Origin of the sequence: Mycobacterium sp. TY814, from assembly GCF_030755175.1 — a bacterium.
Classification (GTDB): domain Bacteria; phylum Actinomycetota; class Actinomycetes; order Mycobacteriales; family Mycobacteriaceae; genus Mycobacterium.
This window is the reverse complement of the sequence record NZ_JAUFRY010000001.1, coordinates 1,225,076-1,240,073: the sequence shown is the minus strand read 5'-3', so window position 1 is coordinate 1,240,073 and position 14,998 is coordinate 1,225,076. Positions and strand designations below refer to the sequence as shown.

Genomic DNA, 14,998 nt, shown 5'->3' with positions numbered 1-14,998 from the left:
GGAGGCAGTGTTTCGATGCGAGCAGTTGTCCTGAGCGCGCTGATCGCCGCGCTCTGTGTGTTGAATCCGCTGGCATCGCCCGCTCGCGCCGATCCGACGTCGACGTGCGGGGTGAACCTGAATGCGCCCCAGATCGAAACGGCGCTCGGTTCGTTACCCGCGCTGCCGGAGGGCTCCGCGTGGGATCACAACGTCAAGAGTTTCGACCCGAGCAGCAACTACAACCCGTGCGCAACGCTGTCGACGGTCATCGTCACCGTCGTCGGTGCCACCGGCAGTTCGCCCGACATGGCGTTGCTGTTCCACAAGGGCAGTTACGCCGGCGTGGCGACGTTGAAGGCGTATGCATTCACCAGCTTGAATGCGGCCAAGACCACCGATGACACCGTCGCCTTGGACTACAAGGACGGCAGGGAGGTCTGCACGGCATGCCCGGGACCGATCACCACCGTGCGATACCAATGGCAGAACGACCACGTCGCGATGTTGGACCCGGCTCCCGCCTGGTGAGCGATGAAGATCGACAAGCGGCTGGCGCATATCGTCCTGCAGACGGGTTGCTGCTGCCTTAGCTTGGTCAAACGGCGCGCAGCGGACAAGATGTAGAGCGGAATGCCCGCACGGGCCGACGATGTCGGTTCGTATGTCTGAAGGTCGAGAATATGGTTGTGCGCCACCGGGGTGGTTGCTGGCAAACGTGGTTATTGCGTTACAGCGCAGCAATTTTGGTCGCATCCGCCGCGCTGGTAGCGCCAGGACGAGCTTCGGCGGCTCCGCTGCCCTTGCAGCCGGCGCTGGCTGCCGAGCCGGCGCTGCTGGCCCGCGACCTGGTGTCCGACGAGCAGGCGCTGCGTGACCCGTCCTCCTCGGATGCGGTGCTGCAGGCGGCCGCCCTTCGTCAGCAGGCCGCCTACCGCGCCATCGGACGTCACCCCGAGTGGGAGCCGATCATCCGGCCCGTCATCCCGGCCTCACTCGTCGGGATCTACGACCTGAACGTCGACGCGCGCCACCACCTGATGGCCCTGAACGCCGGAGAAGCCAAACCCACCCTGCCTGCTTGGCGCATCGACGCGCCGGCACCACTGGGCGAACTCGTCGCCGACTATCAGGCCGCCGCGGCGGCATCCGGCGTCGACTGGAACTACCTCGCGGCGATCAACATGGTCGAGACCGACTTCGGCCGCATCAACGGCGTCAGCACCGCCGGCGCGCAGGGGCCCATGCAGTTCCTGCCGTCGACCTTCGCCGCGTACGCCGAGGGTGGCGACATCCACTCCCCGCGCGACAGCATCATGGCCGCCGGGCGCATGCTCGCCGCCAACGGCTTCGCGGGCAATCGCGACGGCGCCGTCTACAGCTACAACCATTCCAGTCACTACGTCGGAGCGGTGAAGGATTACGCCGCGACGATCGCCGCCGATCCCGCCGTCCTGCCCGGCTACCACCGCTGGGACGTGTATTACCTGACGACCTCGGGCGACGTGTTGCTGCCTGTCGGTTACATCGCCTCCGAGCGGATTCCCGTCGGCGACTACCTGGCCGGTCATCCCCAATGAGAATCAATCTCACCAGCATCCTCGTCGACGACCAGGACAAGGCCCTGCGCTTCTACACCGAGGTTCTCGGCTTCACGCCGAAGGCCGATATCCCGATGGGCGGCGCACGCTGGATCACCGTGGTGTCACCGGAAGATCCGGACGGCGTCGAACTCGTGCTGGAACCCGACGCCCATCCGGCGGTCAAGCCCTTCAAGGCAGCACTGGTTGCCGACGGCATCCCCTTCACGTCTTTCGCCGTCGCCGACGCCCGGGCCGAATACGAGCGGCTTGCCGGTCTCGGCGTGCGCTTCACCCGGGAACCTGTCGCCATGGGACCGGTGATCACCGCGGTGTTCGACGACACATGCGGAAACCTCATTCAGATCGCACAACTGACCGGCTGAGGCGCTCAGGTCATGCACACGTTGGAGAACAGCAGGACCGGCCAGGACACGATCGAACCCAGGTAGGACACGACCAGGTCGGCGCCGTGCATCTGGCTGAGGTGATCGGTGTGGCTCGAGGACCAGACCACTCCCACGACGAGATACGGGACCCCGAGCATGACCGCCAGGCCGAGCAGTTCGGCGATGGTCAGCTTGTACTCCAGCACGCTGCGAAGTTTTGTCAGCATCGGTACCCCCTGTTCGAAATGCGGCCCGGCCGGTGATGACGCAGTGCTATGTTAATGGCGATTCCTGGGTCCGGGGGTGGCTTATGGCTGTTTCGCATGGCGGGGCGCAACCGCAGTTGCTGTCGCTCGACGACACGCGGATCCATGTGGCCCGGCATACAGCCCGCTGGAGCAGCGGGCAGGTGGACGTCGGCGAGGCGATGGACTTCTGGGCATTCGCCGCGGGTGCGGCGAATGTGATCATGCAGTTGTCCTGGCCCGAGGTGGGCCATGGGGTCGTGGAATCCACGGTCGATTCGGGCAACCTGCTCAAGCACCCGTGGAAGCGGGCGCGCACCACGTTCCAGTATCTGGCCGTGGCGGTCTTCGGGTCGCCGGACGACCGCCATGCGTTCCGTGCCGCGGTCGACGGTGCGCATCGACACGTCAGGTCCACAGCCGAGAGTCCGGTGCGCTACAACGCCTTTGACCGCAACCTGCAGATGTGGGTGGCCGCCTGCCTGTTCGTCGGGCTGGAAGACACCTATCAACTGCTGCGCGGGCCGATGACCGAGGATCAGGCCGAACAGTTCTACCGCTCGGCGGCGACACTGGGCACCACCTTGCAGGTCCGCGAGGATCAATGGCCGCCGACCCGAAAAGCATTCGACGCGTACTGGATTGATGCATGCCGGCACGTGGTGATCGATGACGTCGTGGCGGATTACCTGCGCAATCTCATCGACCTGCAGATGGTCAATCCGCTGCTGCGCCTTCCGTTCCATCGGCTGCTGAAGTTCCTGACCGCCGGCTTTCTCGCCCCGGTTTTTCGCGACGCGCTCGACATCTCCTGGAGCGACGCGCAGCAGCGCCGATTCGAACGGCTGTTTCTTCTCGTTGCCTTCGTCAACCGGTTTCTGCCGCCGTTCATCCGCCAGGGCGCCAGTCAGCTGCTGCTCGCCGACATGCGCCGCCGGGTACGACGGCACCGTCCGCTGATCTGAGGCCGGGCATGGAGCGACTGCGTCGGGTGCTGAACTATCAGCTCAGTGTGGGCGCGCTCATCGAGATCGCCGTGTGGCTGGCGATCCCATATCTGGTGGTCGGCTTCCTGTGGGCGTCTCTGCACCCCGGTCAGGTCGAGCAGATCAGGATGCGAATCGCGACAGTCTCGCCGGTGGGTGCGGACGTCGCGGCGTTCGGTGCGGCGGCAGCGCTGTGGCCGGCGTCGTTGCAGATCGCCGCAGCGTGCCCGGCGAAGCAGTGAATAACGCTGTGCCTAAAACGATTTGACGTTATCGATGCTGACGAACATACCGTGGCCGGTGCCGCCATTGGTGAAGCGGGTGCCGTCGCTGCTCGCAACGATCGTCCAGCCGAGCACGTGGTACGTCTGGCCGTAGTTCAGCACCAGGTCGTTCTGCGGCGTGCCGCCGCCACCGAGATTGGCGTTGTTCCAGCTGAAGGCGCCCGATGCCCGGATCACGGCCTCGTCGAAGTGTTCGCCGTACGGACCTACCGGTGCCTGCGGAAAGCCCGGGCCGTGTTCGCAGGTGACCATCGAGTCACCGTCGTTCAGTTCGGCCGAGATGACGATGCACCGTACCGCGCCGGACTGGGTTCTCACGTACTGGCGACCCGCACCGGGATCGGCGATCGCGGGCGCAGCGATACCGGCCGCGAACAAGGTGAACGCCGTTGCGACTGCCGCGCGAATCATGCCGTGCCTCCTCGGGTTTCCCGGTTCAGCATGCAAGGAGACTCGGCGGGACGCAATACACGGTTCAGTTGCACACCCAGTTGACGATCTGGCCGCCGCCGAGGCGGTCCAGGGCGTCGGCTTCCGCGGCTGCACGGGTGTAACCGGTTCCACCTTGGTAATTCGAACCGTCGGAAGCCACTGCGCCGCAGAGGTTGAAGCTGATGATCACTCGGCAGTCCTTCTGGCCGCAGTTTTGCAACGCCACTTGCTCTGCCTTGGCCTTGACCGAGTAACCCTGCGATCGGCCCCAGGCGCCGCTCGGCGCGTAGGCGATTGCGCCATAGCGCATCACATGCGGGACGGGCATTTCCGGCCGCATGCCCATCTCCGCGACCGCAGCGTTGTCGAGATCGGCGCCCACCTGCCCGACCAGCGGAAGCGCGACGATCATCAGGCCCGCTGTAGCCCCTACGCTGGCAACGGTGAACGCGATTCGGTGGCGACGCTTATTCCTCATCTGAACTCCCTTCTCGAACTACTTGTGGGTTCAGATCTGGTGAGACGCGCGGCATGCGGAAGCTAATTGCTCTGGGCGTCAATATTTCTCGCGTCAGGGGTGGGGGACTGATGGCGATGGGCCAGTCGATTGCCGGGGCTCCATCGAGCCGCCCGGGCCCATCATCCCGGGTCCGGTGCCCCCGCCGGAACCCATCATCGGGCACGTGCTCCCCGTCTCGCCGCCGTAGCCGCGGTGCACGCCGTAGGGGCCGGATGTGCTACGCCCCAGAAAGAATCCCGAGAAGAAGATCACCGCCACGATGAAAACGACCCCGGCGGTGATGCTGACAACGGTCCAGGCATGATCGAGCCGGCTGTGTCGATCGGCGAAACGCGGGTGACCCAACTGCTCTGTCCCGGTGGTCGGTTCGGCAGATTCTGGAACGTGCGTCATAATGCCAGTGTGACGGCGCATACCCCATGGGGGTAGGGACCAAAGTCACAATTCTCGGCGTGCCGCCGCCCCTTACGCCGGGGCTGAGAAACCCGGTCCCGCCTCAGGAGTCACATTGCGCGCGGTGATTTCCTCGGTGCAGTGTGCGCAGATCAGCCGCGGATCGGCGACCTCACCACAAACCTGGTGCCGCAACAGGATTGGCGGCCCGTCCGGGTTGGGCAGGTGCTGGTCGCCCCATCGCATCAATACCACGACCGCGCCGAAGAGATCGTGGCCGACCTCGGTCAGGTGATACTCGTAGCGCTCCGGATCCTGCGAGTAGCGCACCCGCTCGAGAAGCCCCGCGTCGACGAGCATGCGTAGCCGCGACGACAACGTCGGCCGCGGAATGCTGAGGTTGCGGGCGAGCTGGCCGAACCGCTGCACCCCGAAGAACGCCTCGCGCAGGATCAGCAATGTCCAGCGTTCGCCCACCAATTCCAGCGCCCGGCCGACCGATTCCCCCTCGAAGCGGTGGGACAGGTCGGCGGACGTCATAGTTCAGTTACTGTACCGGTTCAATTACTGAACTGCACGTGATACCTTGACCGCACGACATCAGCACCGGGAGCCGCCGATGAATCACGCAGACACCCCAGAGGTCCTTGCCGAGAAAATCGCGCTGTCGGCCCGTGACATGGCGCCCGAGATCGACCGGGAGCGCAGGCTTCCGCCCGAGCTCGTGGCCCGCCTCAACGAGGCCGGCCTGTTGCGCGCCACCATGCCACGCGAGGTCGATGCACTGGAACTGTCGCCGCCCACGGCACTGCGGTGTGCGGAGGCGATCGCGCGGGGTGATGCGGCGACAGGTTGGTGCGTGTCGATCGCGATTACCAGCGCGCTGTTGGTGGCCTACCTGCCCGAAGCCGCGCGCGAGGAGATGTTCGGCGGTGGACGAGGCGTCGCCGCCGGGGTGTGGGCACCGCGGGGTAAGGCGAAGGCCGTCGACGGGGGCGTGGTCGTGTCCGGGCGCTGGCCTTTCTGCAGCGGAATCACGCACGCGGACATGCTGTTTGCGGGTTGTTTCGTGGACGAGAGCCGGGTGCCCGCGGTGGTCGCGCTGCCCAAGGAAGACTTGCGGGTGCTCGACAACTGGCACACCCTGGGGCTGCGCGGCACCGGCAGCCACGACACCGTCGCCGAGGAGGTCTTCGTGCCCGCCGACCGGGTGCTCTCGGTGTTCGACGGGCCGGCCGTCGACCGTCCGCTGTATCGCTTTCCCGTGTTCGGTTTCTTCGCCCTGTCGGTCGCCGCGGCGGCGCTGGGCAATGCCCGTGCGGCTATCGACGATCTCGTCGAGTTGGCCGGGGGCAAAAAGGGACTCGGGTCGACGCGCACCCTGGCAGAGCGTCCGGCGACCCAGGCCGCGGTGGCGACGGCGGAGTCGGCACTGGGTGCGGCCCGCGCGTGGTACTACGAGGCGACCGAAACCGCGTGGCAGGCCAGCCAGGACCCCGATCGTGTTCCGGTGGCCCTGCGAAACCGGCTGCGGCTGGCGGCTACGCACGCCGCCCGCACCTCCGCCGACGTGGTGCGCAGTATGTACGACCTGGCCGGCGGCACCGCCATCTACGACACCTCGCCGCTGCAGCGCCGGTTCCGCGACGCATTCACCGCGACCGCCCACTTCCAGGTGAATGAAGCGTCCCGCGAACTGCCCGGCCGCCTGCTGCTCGAGCAGCACGCCGACACCTCGATGCTGTGACGAAACTCGAAGTTGTCCTTCCGTTTTGGCTCGACCGGCCGGACCGTGAGGCATTGGAGATCGCACGGACGGTGGCCGAATCCGGTTCCTGTGGTTTCGAGGCCCTCTGGATCGGGGAGATGGCCACCTATGACGCGTTCGCCCTGGCGACCGCGATCGGGCTGCGCGCGTCGGAGTTGCCGCTGAAGGTCGGCCCGCTGGCCGTCGGTGTCCGTGGCCCGGTGACGCTGGCGCTCGGTGTGAGCACCGTGGCCTCCCTCACCGGCAACCGCGTCGACCTCGCCCTGGGAGCCTCCAGCCCGGCGATCGTGACCGGCTGGCACAACCGCGGCTGGGCTCACCACGTCCCGGTCATGCGAGAAACCATCGAATGCCTGCGACCGATGCTGGCCGGCGAGCGCGTCGATTACGCCGGCCGGCACGTCAGCAGCCATGGTTTCCGGTTGCGCAATCCCGTCCCGGAGGCGCGAATCGCTCTGGGCGCGTTCGGCCCCGGCATGATCGCGCTGGGGTCGCAACAGGCCGACGAAGTGGTGCTCAACCTCGCGTCGCCCGCGCGGGTGGCCGAGGTGCGTCACGCCGTCGACCACGCCGCGGGCGGACGGCCCGCGCCTCGTCTCACGGTGTGGGTGCCGGTCGCAGTCGATCCCGGCCCCGCCGCGCACGCACAGCTGGCCGGTCAACTCGGCGTCTACCTGGCGCCACCCGGATATGGAGAGATGTTCGGCGCGTTGGGATTCGGCGATCTGGTGCAGCGGGCCCGGACCGGCGTCTCCCGCCGCGAACTGGCTTCCGCGATTCCCGTCGAGTTGCTCGACACCGTTTGCGCCCTGGGTCCCGCGAAGCGGATCTCCGAGCGCATCCGCGCCTACCGGGACGCGGGCGCCGACTGCGTCGCGGTGGTCCCGTCGACCGCCGAAGATCCCGGCGGCCGCAGGGTTCTCACCGCCTTGAGTCAGGAGATGCCATGACGCCCGTCAACACCGTGTGCCGGCTGGCTGCCCGTCCGGTCGGACTGCCGAAAGTCTCCGACTGGCAGATCGGCGACGAAGCCGTCCCGACGCCGGGGGAGGGCGAGTTCCTCGTGCAGGTCGAGTACCTGTCGGTCGATCCGGCAATGCGCACCTGGATGAACGCCGGACGGTCCTATGTGGCGCCGGTGGAGATCGGCGAGGTGATGCGGGCCGGCGGCATCGGGCGCGTCGTCGAGTCGCGGCACCCGGATTTCGCCACCGGCGACGAGGTGTTCGGCACCTTCGGGGTGCAGCGCTACGCGGTCTCGGACGGCCGTGACGTCACCCCGGTCGACACCACGTTGGCGCCGGCTCCGGTGCACCTCGGTGCACTGGGCATCAGCGGTTTGACCGCCTACTTCGGGCTGCTCGACGTGGGCAGGCCGCAGCCGGGCCAGACTGTGGTCGTTTCGGGCGCCGCCGGTTCGGTGGGCAGCAGCGCCGGCCAGATCGCCCGCATCAAGGGGTGCCGGTCTATCGGCATCGCGGGTGGTGAGGACAAGTGCCGCTGGCTGGTCGAGGAACTCGGCTTCGATGCCGCGATCGACTACAAGGCGGGCGACTTGCGCAAGCAGTTGAGAACGCACGCGCCGGACGGCATCGACGTCTTCTTCGACAACGTCGGGGGCGCCACCCTCGAAGCCGCGTTGTCCCGGCTGGCCCGGGGTGCCCGCGTCGTCATCTGTGGTGCCATCTCGCAATACAACGCGAGCGATGAATTGCGTGGTCCGGCGAACTATATGCAGCTGTTGGTCGCTCGGGCCTCCATGACCGGCTTCGTCATCTTCGACTACGCCGATCGTTACCGCGAAGGGGTTGTGCAGCTTGCGGATTGGCTGCGCACCGGCGAGTTGCGTTCGCGGGAACAGATTATCGAGGGCACCGTAGCCGACTTTCCCGAGGTGCTGCTCGGACTGTTCCGGGGCGACAACACTGGCAAACTGATCCTGGCACTCGATTCCTGACGCCGAGGTGTTTGATTTGCGCCGACGACGGCTAGATACCTGGTATGGGCAAATACCAGGTCGTGGTAGTCGGCACTGACGGGTCGGATACGTCGTTCCGCGCGGTCGATCGCGCTGCGGCGATTGCGGCCGAATCCGGGGCGAAGCTGATCGTGGCTTCGGCGTTCCTCGACGGGGATGGTGACCGGGGCGGCACGGACCCGGATCAGCTTCGTACCGTGGAGTACCGCACTCAGGGCAACGCACCTGTCTACGACATGCTGCGGGCCGCGGCCGACCGGGCCAAGGAGGCCGGAGCCTCCGACGTCGAGGAGCGCGCCGTGGAAGGCGTGCCGGTGGACGCGCTGGTGCAGTTGGCCGAAGACGTCAACGCCGACCTCTTGGTGGTCGGCAACGTCGGCGCCAATTCGATCGTCGGCAAGGTCATCGGATCGGTCCCGAAGGCGGTCGAACGGAAGGCGAAGACCGAGGTGTTAGTCGTCGAGACGGACGGCTGAGTTCCCAAACCCTGTGTGGCTGCGTACAAGTGGCAGGACGGCACTGGTCGCGAACCCGGCCGGGGCGGCGCACACCGCTGGTACGGCGTTGAGCACCTGCATGGCGGTGGCGACGCTGGCCGAGCGCACATGCTCGGCCATGTCGGCAGCCCGGGTGAAGCTGGCCAGCGCGAAGAAGTGGGCTCGCATGGATGGGTCGCCCTCGATGGTCAGCGTCCAGCCGTGCTCGGGTTTGGGCCAGTGCGGGGGATACTCGCCGCCGACCGTCCACAACGCCTCGATCTCGATCAGCGTCTCTCCGTCGCGCCGGCCCGACCATGTCCAGCGTTGACCGGCGGTGGTTCCGGCGCGCAGCAGATGCTCGAAGATTTGATGATCCTCCCGGGCGGGCACCGCGTCGACTTCCGTGACCACCTCGTCGATGCCGGCGTTCAACTCGTCGGCGAGGAACCAGACCTGATTCTCGAAGATCGAGCTGTTGAAGGCCAGGAATTCGCTTGCGGTGGGGCTGATCCGATCGACCGGCTGACCGAAAGCCATGTTGTCGAACGTGATCGAGGTGCTTTCGTACACCGACCAGTCCGCGCGCTCCTGCAGGGTGATCTTGTCGATGGTGCGGCTCATCCCGGACAGGGCCAGGGGCAGGACGCCCGACAGGTTGCCGGGATTGAGTCCGCTGCCGTGTATCGAGGTTCCGCCGGTCTTACACGCCGTCGCCAGCCGGTCCCGGTCGGCGGGCGGGATGCGGTGCGGGTGGAATAGAAAGGCCGTCGTGACAACGTTTTTGCCACTCCCCAGCAGGGCGCACACCTCGTCAAGGCGGGCCAGGCGGGGCGTGTACAGCACGCAATCGGCGTCGAGAGCCAGGATGTCGTCGACGTCGGTGGTGGCGGCGACGCCGATGGGATCCCGGCCGGCCAGGGTGCCGACGTCGACACCGTTCTTGTCCGCTGAATAGACCCGGGCGCCGACGATGCGCATGTCGTGGCGGTGATCGATGATGGCCGTGAGCATCTCACGGCCCACGGCGCCGGTGCCCCAGGCGATGACGCGGAGCATCTAGATCGCGAACCGGCCCGCGAACGCGCGCAGTGGCAGGTCGGCACTGGTGATCAGCCCTGGGGGAGCGGCGACCACCGACTTGATCGAGTTCAGGGCAGGCAACCCGGTGACTGTCATGCCGATGGATGCGAAGTTGTCCGGGTTCGACAGATCAACGCCGGGCTTGGGGAAGATCATGTGCTTGTTGTAGATGCACGGGTCGCCCTTGATCTGAGTGATGTAGCAGCCCTTGATATCCCAGCTGGGGTCGGTGTGCGGGGTCATCTGCCACTCCAGGTGCGTCTCGACCCGGGGAACGCCGTCCACCATGCCCTGGTACTTGATGTAGTTGCCGCCCAGCGAGCCCTTGGGCAGGGTGTACCAGCCCAGGTCGACGTCCTTGGTGCAGGCGCCGAGTTCGTAACCGAACTTCACCTCGTCGAGTTGCAGGTCGAAGCAGTCGGCCATCATCAGCACGCTGTCGGCGAAGACGCGGGTGTACTTCTCCAACTTTCCCGGGATGGACGGATCATCCACGGGCAAGCCGTAACCCACCTCGATCCAGGTGTCCTTGGAGTGATGACACGACACGTCGACCGACTCGATGGTGGTGACATTCTCGATCGCGGCGACGTCGGCCGAACACACCACGCCGAGGATCTGGTTGACGCCGGGGTTCATGCCTGTCCCGTAGAACGTCGAGCCGCCCTTCGCGCAGGCCTCGGCCAGTAGCTGGGTGACCGGTTTGCCTGAGTGGTGCGGATGGTTGCGGTCGCGGTGCCAGCCGGTGATCCAGTCCGCGGTGGTGACGATATTGATCCCGGCCTCAAGCACTTTCACGTAGAGGTCCTCGTCGGGGAACACGCCATGAAATGTCAGCACATCGGGCTTCGCGGCGATGATCTCCTCGACGCTGCCGGTCGCCGTGACGCCGTTGGGCGCCAGTCCGACCAGCTCGCCGACGTCGCGGCCGACCTTCTCAGGTGAGTAACAGTGCACTCCCACGAGTTCCAGGTCCGGATGGGCGGCGATGCGCTTGATCATCTCGGAGCCGACGTTGCCGGTGGCGACCTGGAAGACCTTGATCGGGGACGTCATGCGGGTGCCTTTCCGGAGTTGCTGAGTTCGGCGGCGGTGCCGCCCTTTCCATCGGGATAGAACTTCTTGGCCCAGTTGCGGATCGCGGTGAACCCCTCGTACTCCGCGTTCGCCAGGGCGGGTGGGTCGGAATAGCGCTGGTGCGACCAGATGTGCACGTCCTGGGAAAACTGCCGGATCACCTCCTCGCCGAACATGCGGGCCTTGGTTTCGGCGCGTTCGTCGTCCCTGCCGGTAACCCGGCCGATGTAGACCATGAACCGGACGTCGGACGTGCGCTCGTCGACCGGCGTGATCGCCGAGATGGTGCGGTTGTCGACCATGCCCCAGCTGCGGGTGACGGCCACCCCGAGTCCGCCGTTGATCGCCTCGACGCCGCTGCGGACATCCTCGATGCTCTGCTGGTCGTCACCTTCGAAGGTGATGGTGAAGTCGACGTAGGACACCGGTTCGTCGAAGTCGTGCCGGGTGAAGATCGGGACGATCGGCGTGTTGTGGACGTACTTGAAGTGGGCGAAGTCGACACCGTTCTCCAGCACGTACTGCGGGTGCAACTCCAACCCCGGTTGGAAGAGTCGTTGCTGCGGGTAGTAGTCGGCGCGCGAACGGCCGTCGCCGAAGTCGGCGAAGATGTCGGGTGCTTCGAAAAACGGTGCGCGGCCCTCGATGTCGTGCCAGATGTACACCGAGTCATTGCGCTCCACCACGGGATAGGTGCGTATGCGGCGCCCCTTGTTGGGGCGGTCCTGATACGGGATGCAGACGTTGCGGCCCTGTTCGCTCCACTGCCAGCCGTGGAACGGGCATTGCAGCACCTCGCCGACAACCTTGCCGCCGTAGCCGAGATGGGCGCCCAGGTGCTCGCAGTAGGCGTTCATCACCGTGAGCCGACCGGAGTCGGCGCGCCAGGCGACCAGTTCCTGGTCGAAGTACTTCATGGTGTGAACAGCGCCGACGCCGATCTCGTCGGACCACGCGACCTGAAACCAGCCGGTGGGTTTCATCGACAAAGGCGGCTTCGCCATGCATGCGGTCCTCTCGATCCGATCATCAAGCACTCTATGAAAAAGTCATAGATGAGTCAACGAAACCGCGTTTCGCGCGTTACGATGCGGCACATGGCAGTGGCGGACAGCGCGAATCGCAGAGCCAACAAACGCGGGTTGGCCACCCGTGAGGCGATGCTGCACGCCGCCGTGACCGCGCTGGCCTCGGGAGATCCCGGCGCGGTGTCAGCGAATCGGATCGCCAAACAGATCGGGGTCACCTGGGGCACAGTGCAATACCAGTTCGGGGATGCCGACGGGTTCTGGGCGGCGGTGCTGCACCACACCGCGCAGCGGCGGGCCAATGTGTTCGCCAACCCCGATACCGGGGCGTCATTGCAGGAGCGGGTCGCCGAGATCATCGACACCCTGTATGACGGACTGACAGCGCCCGACTCGCGGGCGATCGAGAACCTGCGCGCCGCGTTGCCGCGAGAACCCAGCGAGTTGGATCGGCTCTACCCGCGCACCGCGGCGGAATTGCGGTCGTGGGGCCAGGGTTGGCACGCGACGTGTCAGAAGGCGTTCGCCGATCTGCAGGTCGATCCGCAGCGCGTCCGCGAGATCGCGACGCTGATCCCGGGTGCGATGCGCGGCCTGGTTTCGGAACGGCAACTCGGCAGCTACGCCGACCTCGACGAGGCGCGGCGGGGGCTGACCAATGCGATCGTGGCTTACTTGGGGGAATCCGCCGGCGCCGGGTAGGGCTGGGCGGCAGGGACGAAGCGGCGGAACTTGCCGCTGACCGGGTGCCGTTCGAGGCTGTCGACGCAGTGAACGGTGACGACGGGCCGGCTCAGGCCCGCGTCGCTCAGTGCTTGCCGCAGCCGGTCCGACAGCCCGCCGCGGTCGAGATCGCCGGCGGATTCCACCAAAACGTCGATACCGCAGTCGGTTTGATGTATCTGGTAGTCCACGACTTGTGGGTTGTGAACCATGACCGAGCGGATCGAGATCGGGTGAATAGTGGCATCCCGGTAGTGCAGCGAGTCGTCGCTGCGACCCCGCACCCGGGCCCTCAGGTACCCATGTTCGACGGCATCCGGCTGGCGCACGAATGAGTCGGTGAGCTCATAGCGGATCAGCGGTTGGACGAAGTTGTAGAGGTTGGTCACCAGCACCTTGGCGGACGCCGCGCCGGGAGGCACGGGTCTGTTGTCGGCGTCGACGAGTTCCACGATGCACATATCGGTGTTGAAGACGAGCACGTCGCTGTCCGGGCCGGCCTTGCCCACCAGGCCCTCAGTTGAGCCGAAGCTGTCAAACACGGTTACCCCGAACGCTTCTCGCACCGCCGAGCGCATTTCGGGCAGCAGCGTTTCGCTGGTCGAGGTCACCTGAGTCGGGGCGATCCGCAGGCGGCCGGCATCGGCTTCGGCGGCCAGCCGAACCAGCATGCTCGCATACCCGCTCAACTCACCGGGTTGTAAGGCGTTGAGGCGACTGACAATAACGTCGATCGGCAGCGTGGCGGGAATGGGATCGGCATGCACAGGTGTGCGGCCACCAGTGGTGAGCGCGATCGTGAGTCCCGTTGCGTGCACTGCTGACGGTGCGGTGACCGTTGCGATACGGGGACGCTCGGCGGTGGGCGAGGGCTCCGATTCCACGGGTGGCCGAGCGACGGCGGACATGAATGACGCGATTCCCGGTCGGTCGTAGACAAATAACCCACGATGGCCGGAACAACCGCCGGTAGCCAGGGCGACGAACTCGTCGCGGATGGGGATGGGCCGGTCGTGGGTCGCCGCCACTGCCGATTCGATGTCGCGACGACACAGCCGGCGGTCGGTGAAGACCTGATCCAGCGCCGCCATCATCTCGGCCTTGGTCATCACCGGTACATCGGAGAGGTCGATCGGGTCGAGGGCGGCGAGGTCGATGTGGCGCAGGCGGTCACGGTGGAACGGGGAGTGTTCGGCGGCGTACGCCATCAAGGCGTGCAGGCCCGATCGCTGGGTCTGGTGAATCTGCTGCGCGCTCCAGTGCCGCCGATTGAAGTGCTCCACCATCTTGCCGTTCACCGCATCGACGACATCGTCGCGGAAGTGCTGCCATCCGGTCATGACTGCTGCTGATCCTGCTCGGGCAGTCCCAGCGCACGAACCGACAGGCGCACGATGTCCTCCTCTGGAAGCGCATCGGGGTTGGCGGCTCGTTCCAGGGCCACACCGGCGGCACCTGCCTGGAAGAACTCCGCGATCGAGCGGAACGGAACGGGCGGCCGCAGGCCGGTTGGTTCGTACAGACGCTCCAGTGCGTCGGCGATACCGTCGACGGTGCGGGTATGAGACTCGGCGTAGCGCTGGTTGAGGTCGGGGTCGCGCATGGCCAGCGCGCGGAATTCCACCAGCAGATGAGGCCATCCGGGTTCGGCAGCCGCGTCCTGCTGGGCCGCGCTCATCAATCGGCGCAATCCGTCGGCGCCGGCGAACTCTTTGGCAATTCGCTCGTTCTCGGCGGCTCGCTTGGCGATCCGGCGATCGAGCAGCGCGAAGAACATGTCCGCTTTGCTGCCGAACTGCGAGTAGACGACACCCCGGGAGAAGCCGGCTTCGTCGGCGATGGCCTCCAACGTGGCGCCGGCATAGCCGCGGGCGACGAACACCCGCTGCGCCGCGGACAACACCGCTTCCCGATTGCGCTCGACCTGCTCTGCTCTGCTCAAACGAGGCATAAGGGCAATTAGATGACGACAGTATTTAAATGTCAACGTTATCTCAAATTGGCAGCGCGAGGGGGTGGGGAGTGGGCTCGGGCTTGCGCGTTCATACCGGCCGCCG

Annotated in this window: 20 protein-coding genes; 10 read left to right on the top strand and 10 right to left on the bottom strand. The window is 66.1% G+C overall.

Features of this window, described 5'->3' with window-relative positions; translation table 11 throughout:
* The first annotated feature begins 15 nt into the window (after positions 1–15).
* From QXH22_RS05235 to QXH22_RS05225, 3 genes are all read left to right on the top strand, one after another.
* Entirely contained in the window at positions 16–510 is a 495-nt protein-coding gene (locus QXH22_RS05235) for an LppP/LprE family lipoprotein (RefSeq protein WP_306241739.1), read from the top strand.
* 215 nt (positions 511–725) lie between these two features.
* Positions 726–1,559, top strand: a complete 834-nt coding sequence (locus tag QXH22_RS05230; protein ID WP_306275064.1) for a lytic transglycosylase domain-containing protein — start codon at positions 726–728, stop codon at positions 1,557–1,559.
* Positions 1,556–1,945 carry a VOC family protein gene (locus QXH22_RS05225; RefSeq protein WP_306241737.1) on the top strand — a complete coding sequence of 130 codons (390 nt, stop codon included), beginning with the start codon at positions 1,556–1,558 and terminating at the stop codon, positions 1,943–1,945. Before QXH22_RS05230 ends, QXH22_RS05225 begins: the two co-directional genes overlap by 4 nt.
* A 5-nt stretch (positions 1,946–1,950) precedes the next feature.
* On the opposite strand, the gene QXH22_RS05220 is transcribed toward QXH22_RS05225, so the two are convergent.
* Positions 1,951–2,175, bottom strand: coding sequence for a hypothetical protein (locus QXH22_RS05220; protein ID WP_306241736.1), 225 nt, complete (start codon positions 2,173–2,175; stop codon positions 1,951–1,953).
* Between the two features lie 83 nt (positions 2,176–2,258).
* On the opposite strand from QXH22_RS05220, the gene QXH22_RS05215 reads away from it, so the two are divergent.
* Positions 2,259–3,158, top strand: coding sequence for an oxygenase MpaB family protein (locus QXH22_RS05215; RefSeq protein ID WP_306241735.1), 900 nt, complete (start codon positions 2,259–2,261; stop codon positions 3,156–3,158).
* 8 nt (positions 3,159–3,166) lie between these two features.
* Complete coding sequence (locus QXH22_RS05210) at positions 3,167–3,421, top strand: hypothetical protein (RefSeq protein WP_306241734.1); 255 nt, start codon at positions 3,167–3,169, stop codon at positions 3,419–3,421.
* Between the two features lie 12 nt (positions 3,422–3,433).
* Here QXH22_RS05210 and QXH22_RS05205 read toward each other — a convergent pair whose 3' ends face one another.
* From QXH22_RS05205 to QXH22_RS05190, 4 genes are all read right to left on the bottom strand, one after another.
* A complete protein-coding gene (locus QXH22_RS05205; RefSeq protein ID WP_306241733.1) occupies positions 3,434–3,874 on the bottom strand; it encodes a hypothetical protein in 441 nt (146 codons plus the stop codon).
* 64 nt (positions 3,875–3,938) lie between these two features.
* On the bottom strand, positions 3,939–4,307 hold the full coding sequence (locus QXH22_RS05200) for a DUF4189 domain-containing protein (RefSeq protein WP_371934155.1): 369 nt from the start codon (positions 4,305–4,307) through the stop codon (positions 3,939–3,941).
* Between the two features lie 159 nt (positions 4,308–4,466).
* Positions 4,467–4,808 (bottom strand): hypothetical protein, encoded by a 342-nt coding sequence (locus tag QXH22_RS05195; protein ID WP_306241731.1) that lies wholly within the window; start codon positions 4,806–4,808, stop codon positions 4,467–4,469.
* A 72-nt stretch (positions 4,809–4,880) separates the two neighbouring features.
* Positions 4,881–5,348 (bottom strand): helix-turn-helix domain-containing protein, encoded by a 468-nt coding sequence (locus tag QXH22_RS05190; RefSeq protein ID WP_306241730.1) that lies wholly within the window; start codon positions 5,346–5,348, stop codon positions 4,881–4,883.
* 79 nt (positions 5,349–5,427) lie between these two features.
* On the opposite strand from QXH22_RS05190, the gene QXH22_RS05185 reads away from it, so the two are divergent.
* From QXH22_RS05185 to QXH22_RS05170, 4 genes are read left to right on the top strand one after another with little or no spacing between them, the layout of a single operon-like run.
* Positions 5,428–6,555 (top strand): acyl-CoA dehydrogenase family protein, encoded by a 1,128-nt coding sequence (locus QXH22_RS05185; RefSeq protein ID WP_306241729.1) that lies wholly within the window; start codon positions 5,428–5,430, stop codon positions 6,553–6,555.
* Positions 6,552–7,526, top strand: coding sequence for an LLM class F420-dependent oxidoreductase (locus tag QXH22_RS05180; protein WP_306241728.1), 975 nt, complete (start codon positions 6,552–6,554; stop codon positions 7,524–7,526). The genes QXH22_RS05185 and QXH22_RS05180 overlap by 4 nt, the downstream gene beginning before the upstream one ends.
* Positions 7,523–8,533, top strand: coding sequence for an NADP-dependent oxidoreductase (locus QXH22_RS05175; protein ID WP_306241727.1), 1,011 nt, complete (start codon positions 7,523–7,525; stop codon positions 8,531–8,533). Before QXH22_RS05180 ends, QXH22_RS05175 begins: the two co-directional genes overlap by 4 nt.
* A gap of 44 nt (positions 8,534–8,577) precedes the next feature.
* Positions 8,578–9,030 (top strand): universal stress protein, encoded by a 453-nt coding sequence (locus QXH22_RS05170; protein WP_306241726.1) that lies wholly within the window; start codon positions 8,578–8,580, stop codon positions 9,028–9,030.
* On the opposite strand, the gene QXH22_RS05165 is transcribed toward QXH22_RS05170, so the two are convergent.
* Genes QXH22_RS05165 through QXH22_RS05155 form a run of 3 tightly spaced genes read right to left on the bottom strand, consistent with a single transcriptional unit; the run spans position 9,007 to position 12,194 of the window.
* Positions 9,007–10,089 carry a dihydrodipicolinate reductase gene (locus QXH22_RS05165; RefSeq protein ID WP_306241725.1) on the bottom strand — a complete coding sequence of 361 codons (1,083 nt, stop codon included), beginning with the start codon at positions 10,087–10,089 and terminating at the stop codon, positions 9,007–9,009. The two genes, QXH22_RS05170 and QXH22_RS05165, sit on opposite strands and share 24 nt — an antisense overlap.
* Positions 10,090–11,169 carry a dihydrodipicolinate reductase gene (locus QXH22_RS05160; RefSeq protein ID WP_306275063.1) on the bottom strand — a complete coding sequence of 360 codons (1,080 nt, stop codon included), beginning with the start codon at positions 11,167–11,169 and terminating at the stop codon, positions 10,090–10,092. It lies immediately after the preceding gene.
* Positions 11,166–12,194 (bottom strand): Rieske 2Fe-2S domain-containing protein, encoded by a 1,029-nt coding sequence (locus tag QXH22_RS05155; RefSeq protein ID WP_306275062.1) that lies wholly within the window; start codon positions 12,192–12,194, stop codon positions 11,166–11,168. Before QXH22_RS05155 ends, QXH22_RS05160 begins: the two co-directional genes overlap by 4 nt.
* Positions 12,195–12,287: 93 nt before the next feature.
* Between QXH22_RS05155 and QXH22_RS05150 the strand changes: the two genes are divergently transcribed.
* Entirely contained in the window at positions 12,288–12,920 is a 633-nt protein-coding gene (locus QXH22_RS05150) for a TetR/AcrR family transcriptional regulator (protein WP_306275061.1), read from the top strand.
* Here QXH22_RS05150 and QXH22_RS05145 read toward each other — a convergent pair.
* Both QXH22_RS05145 and QXH22_RS05140 read right to left on the bottom strand, forming a co-directional pair.
* Entirely contained in the window at positions 12,890–14,281 is a 1,392-nt protein-coding gene (locus tag QXH22_RS05145) for a phenylacetate--CoA ligase family protein (RefSeq protein ID WP_306275060.1), read from the bottom strand. The two genes, QXH22_RS05150 and QXH22_RS05145, sit on opposite strands and share 31 nt — an antisense overlap.
* Complete coding sequence (locus QXH22_RS05140) at positions 14,278–14,892, bottom strand: TetR/AcrR family transcriptional regulator (RefSeq protein WP_306275059.1); 615 nt, start codon at positions 14,890–14,892, stop codon at positions 14,278–14,280. Before QXH22_RS05140 ends, QXH22_RS05145 begins: the two co-directional genes overlap by 4 nt.
* Between the last annotated feature and the right edge of the window lie 106 nt (positions 14,893–14,998).

Bases quoted from the DNA above. Each gene is read 5' to 3' on its own strand.
- QXH22_RS05210 (WP_306241734.1), top strand. From the start codon at position 3,167: ATGGAGCGACTGCGTCGGGTGCTGAACTATCAGCTCAGTGTGGGCGCG.
- QXH22_RS05195 (WP_306241731.1), bottom strand. From the start codon at position 4,808: ATGACGCACGTTCCAGAATCTGCCGAACCGACCACCGGGACAGAGCAG.
- QXH22_RS05145 (WP_306275060.1), bottom strand. From the start codon at position 14,281: ATGACCGGATGGCAGCACTTCCGCGACGATGTCGTCGATGCGGTGAAC.
- QXH22_RS05175 (WP_306241727.1), top strand. From the start codon at position 7,523: ATGACGCCCGTCAACACCGTGTGCCGGCTGGCTGCCCGTCCGGTCGGA.
- QXH22_RS05165 (WP_306241725.1), bottom strand. From the start codon at position 10,089: ATGCTCCGCGTCATCGCCTGGGGCACCGGCGCCGTGGGCCGTGAGATG.
- QXH22_RS05150 (WP_306275061.1), top strand. From the start codon at position 12,288: ATGGCAGTGGCGGACAGCGCGAATCGCAGAGCCAACAAACGCGGGTTG.
- QXH22_RS05205 (WP_306241733.1), bottom strand. From the start codon at position 3,874: ATGATTCGCGCGGCAGTCGCAACGGCGTTCACCTTGTTCGCGGCCGGT.
- QXH22_RS05140 (WP_306275059.1), bottom strand. From the start codon at position 14,892: ATGCCTCGTTTGAGCAGAGCAGAGCAGGTCGAGCGCAATCGGGAAGCG.
- QXH22_RS05155 (WP_306275062.1), bottom strand. From the start codon at position 12,194: ATGGCGAAGCCGCCTTTGTCGATGAAACCCACCGGCTGGTTTCAGGTC.
- QXH22_RS05200 (WP_371934155.1), bottom strand. From the start codon at position 4,307: ATGATCGTCGCGCTTCCGCTGGTCGGGCAGGTGGGCGCCGATCTCGAC.
- QXH22_RS05160 (WP_306275063.1), bottom strand. From the start codon at position 11,169: ATGACGTCCCCGATCAAGGTCTTCCAGGTCGCCACCGGCAACGTCGGC.
- QXH22_RS05170 (WP_306241726.1), top strand. From the start codon at position 8,578: ATGGGCAAATACCAGGTCGTGGTAGTCGGCACTGACGGGTCGGATACG.
- QXH22_RS05185 (WP_306241729.1), top strand. From the start codon at position 5,428: ATGAATCACGCAGACACCCCAGAGGTCCTTGCCGAGAAAATCGCGCTG.
- QXH22_RS05220 (WP_306241736.1), bottom strand. From the start codon at position 2,175: ATGCTGACAAAACTTCGCAGCGTGCTGGAGTACAAGCTGACCATCGCC.
- QXH22_RS05190 (WP_306241730.1), bottom strand. From the start codon at position 5,348: ATGACGTCCGCCGACCTGTCCCACCGCTTCGAGGGGGAATCGGTCGGC.
- QXH22_RS05235 (WP_306241739.1), top strand. From the start codon at position 16: ATGCGAGCAGTTGTCCTGAGCGCGCTGATCGCCGCGCTCTGTGTGTTG.
- QXH22_RS05225 (WP_306241737.1), top strand. From the start codon at position 1,556: ATGAGAATCAATCTCACCAGCATCCTCGTCGACGACCAGGACAAGGCC.
- QXH22_RS05215 (WP_306241735.1), top strand. From the start codon at position 2,259: ATGGCTGTTTCGCATGGCGGGGCGCAACCGCAGTTGCTGTCGCTCGAC.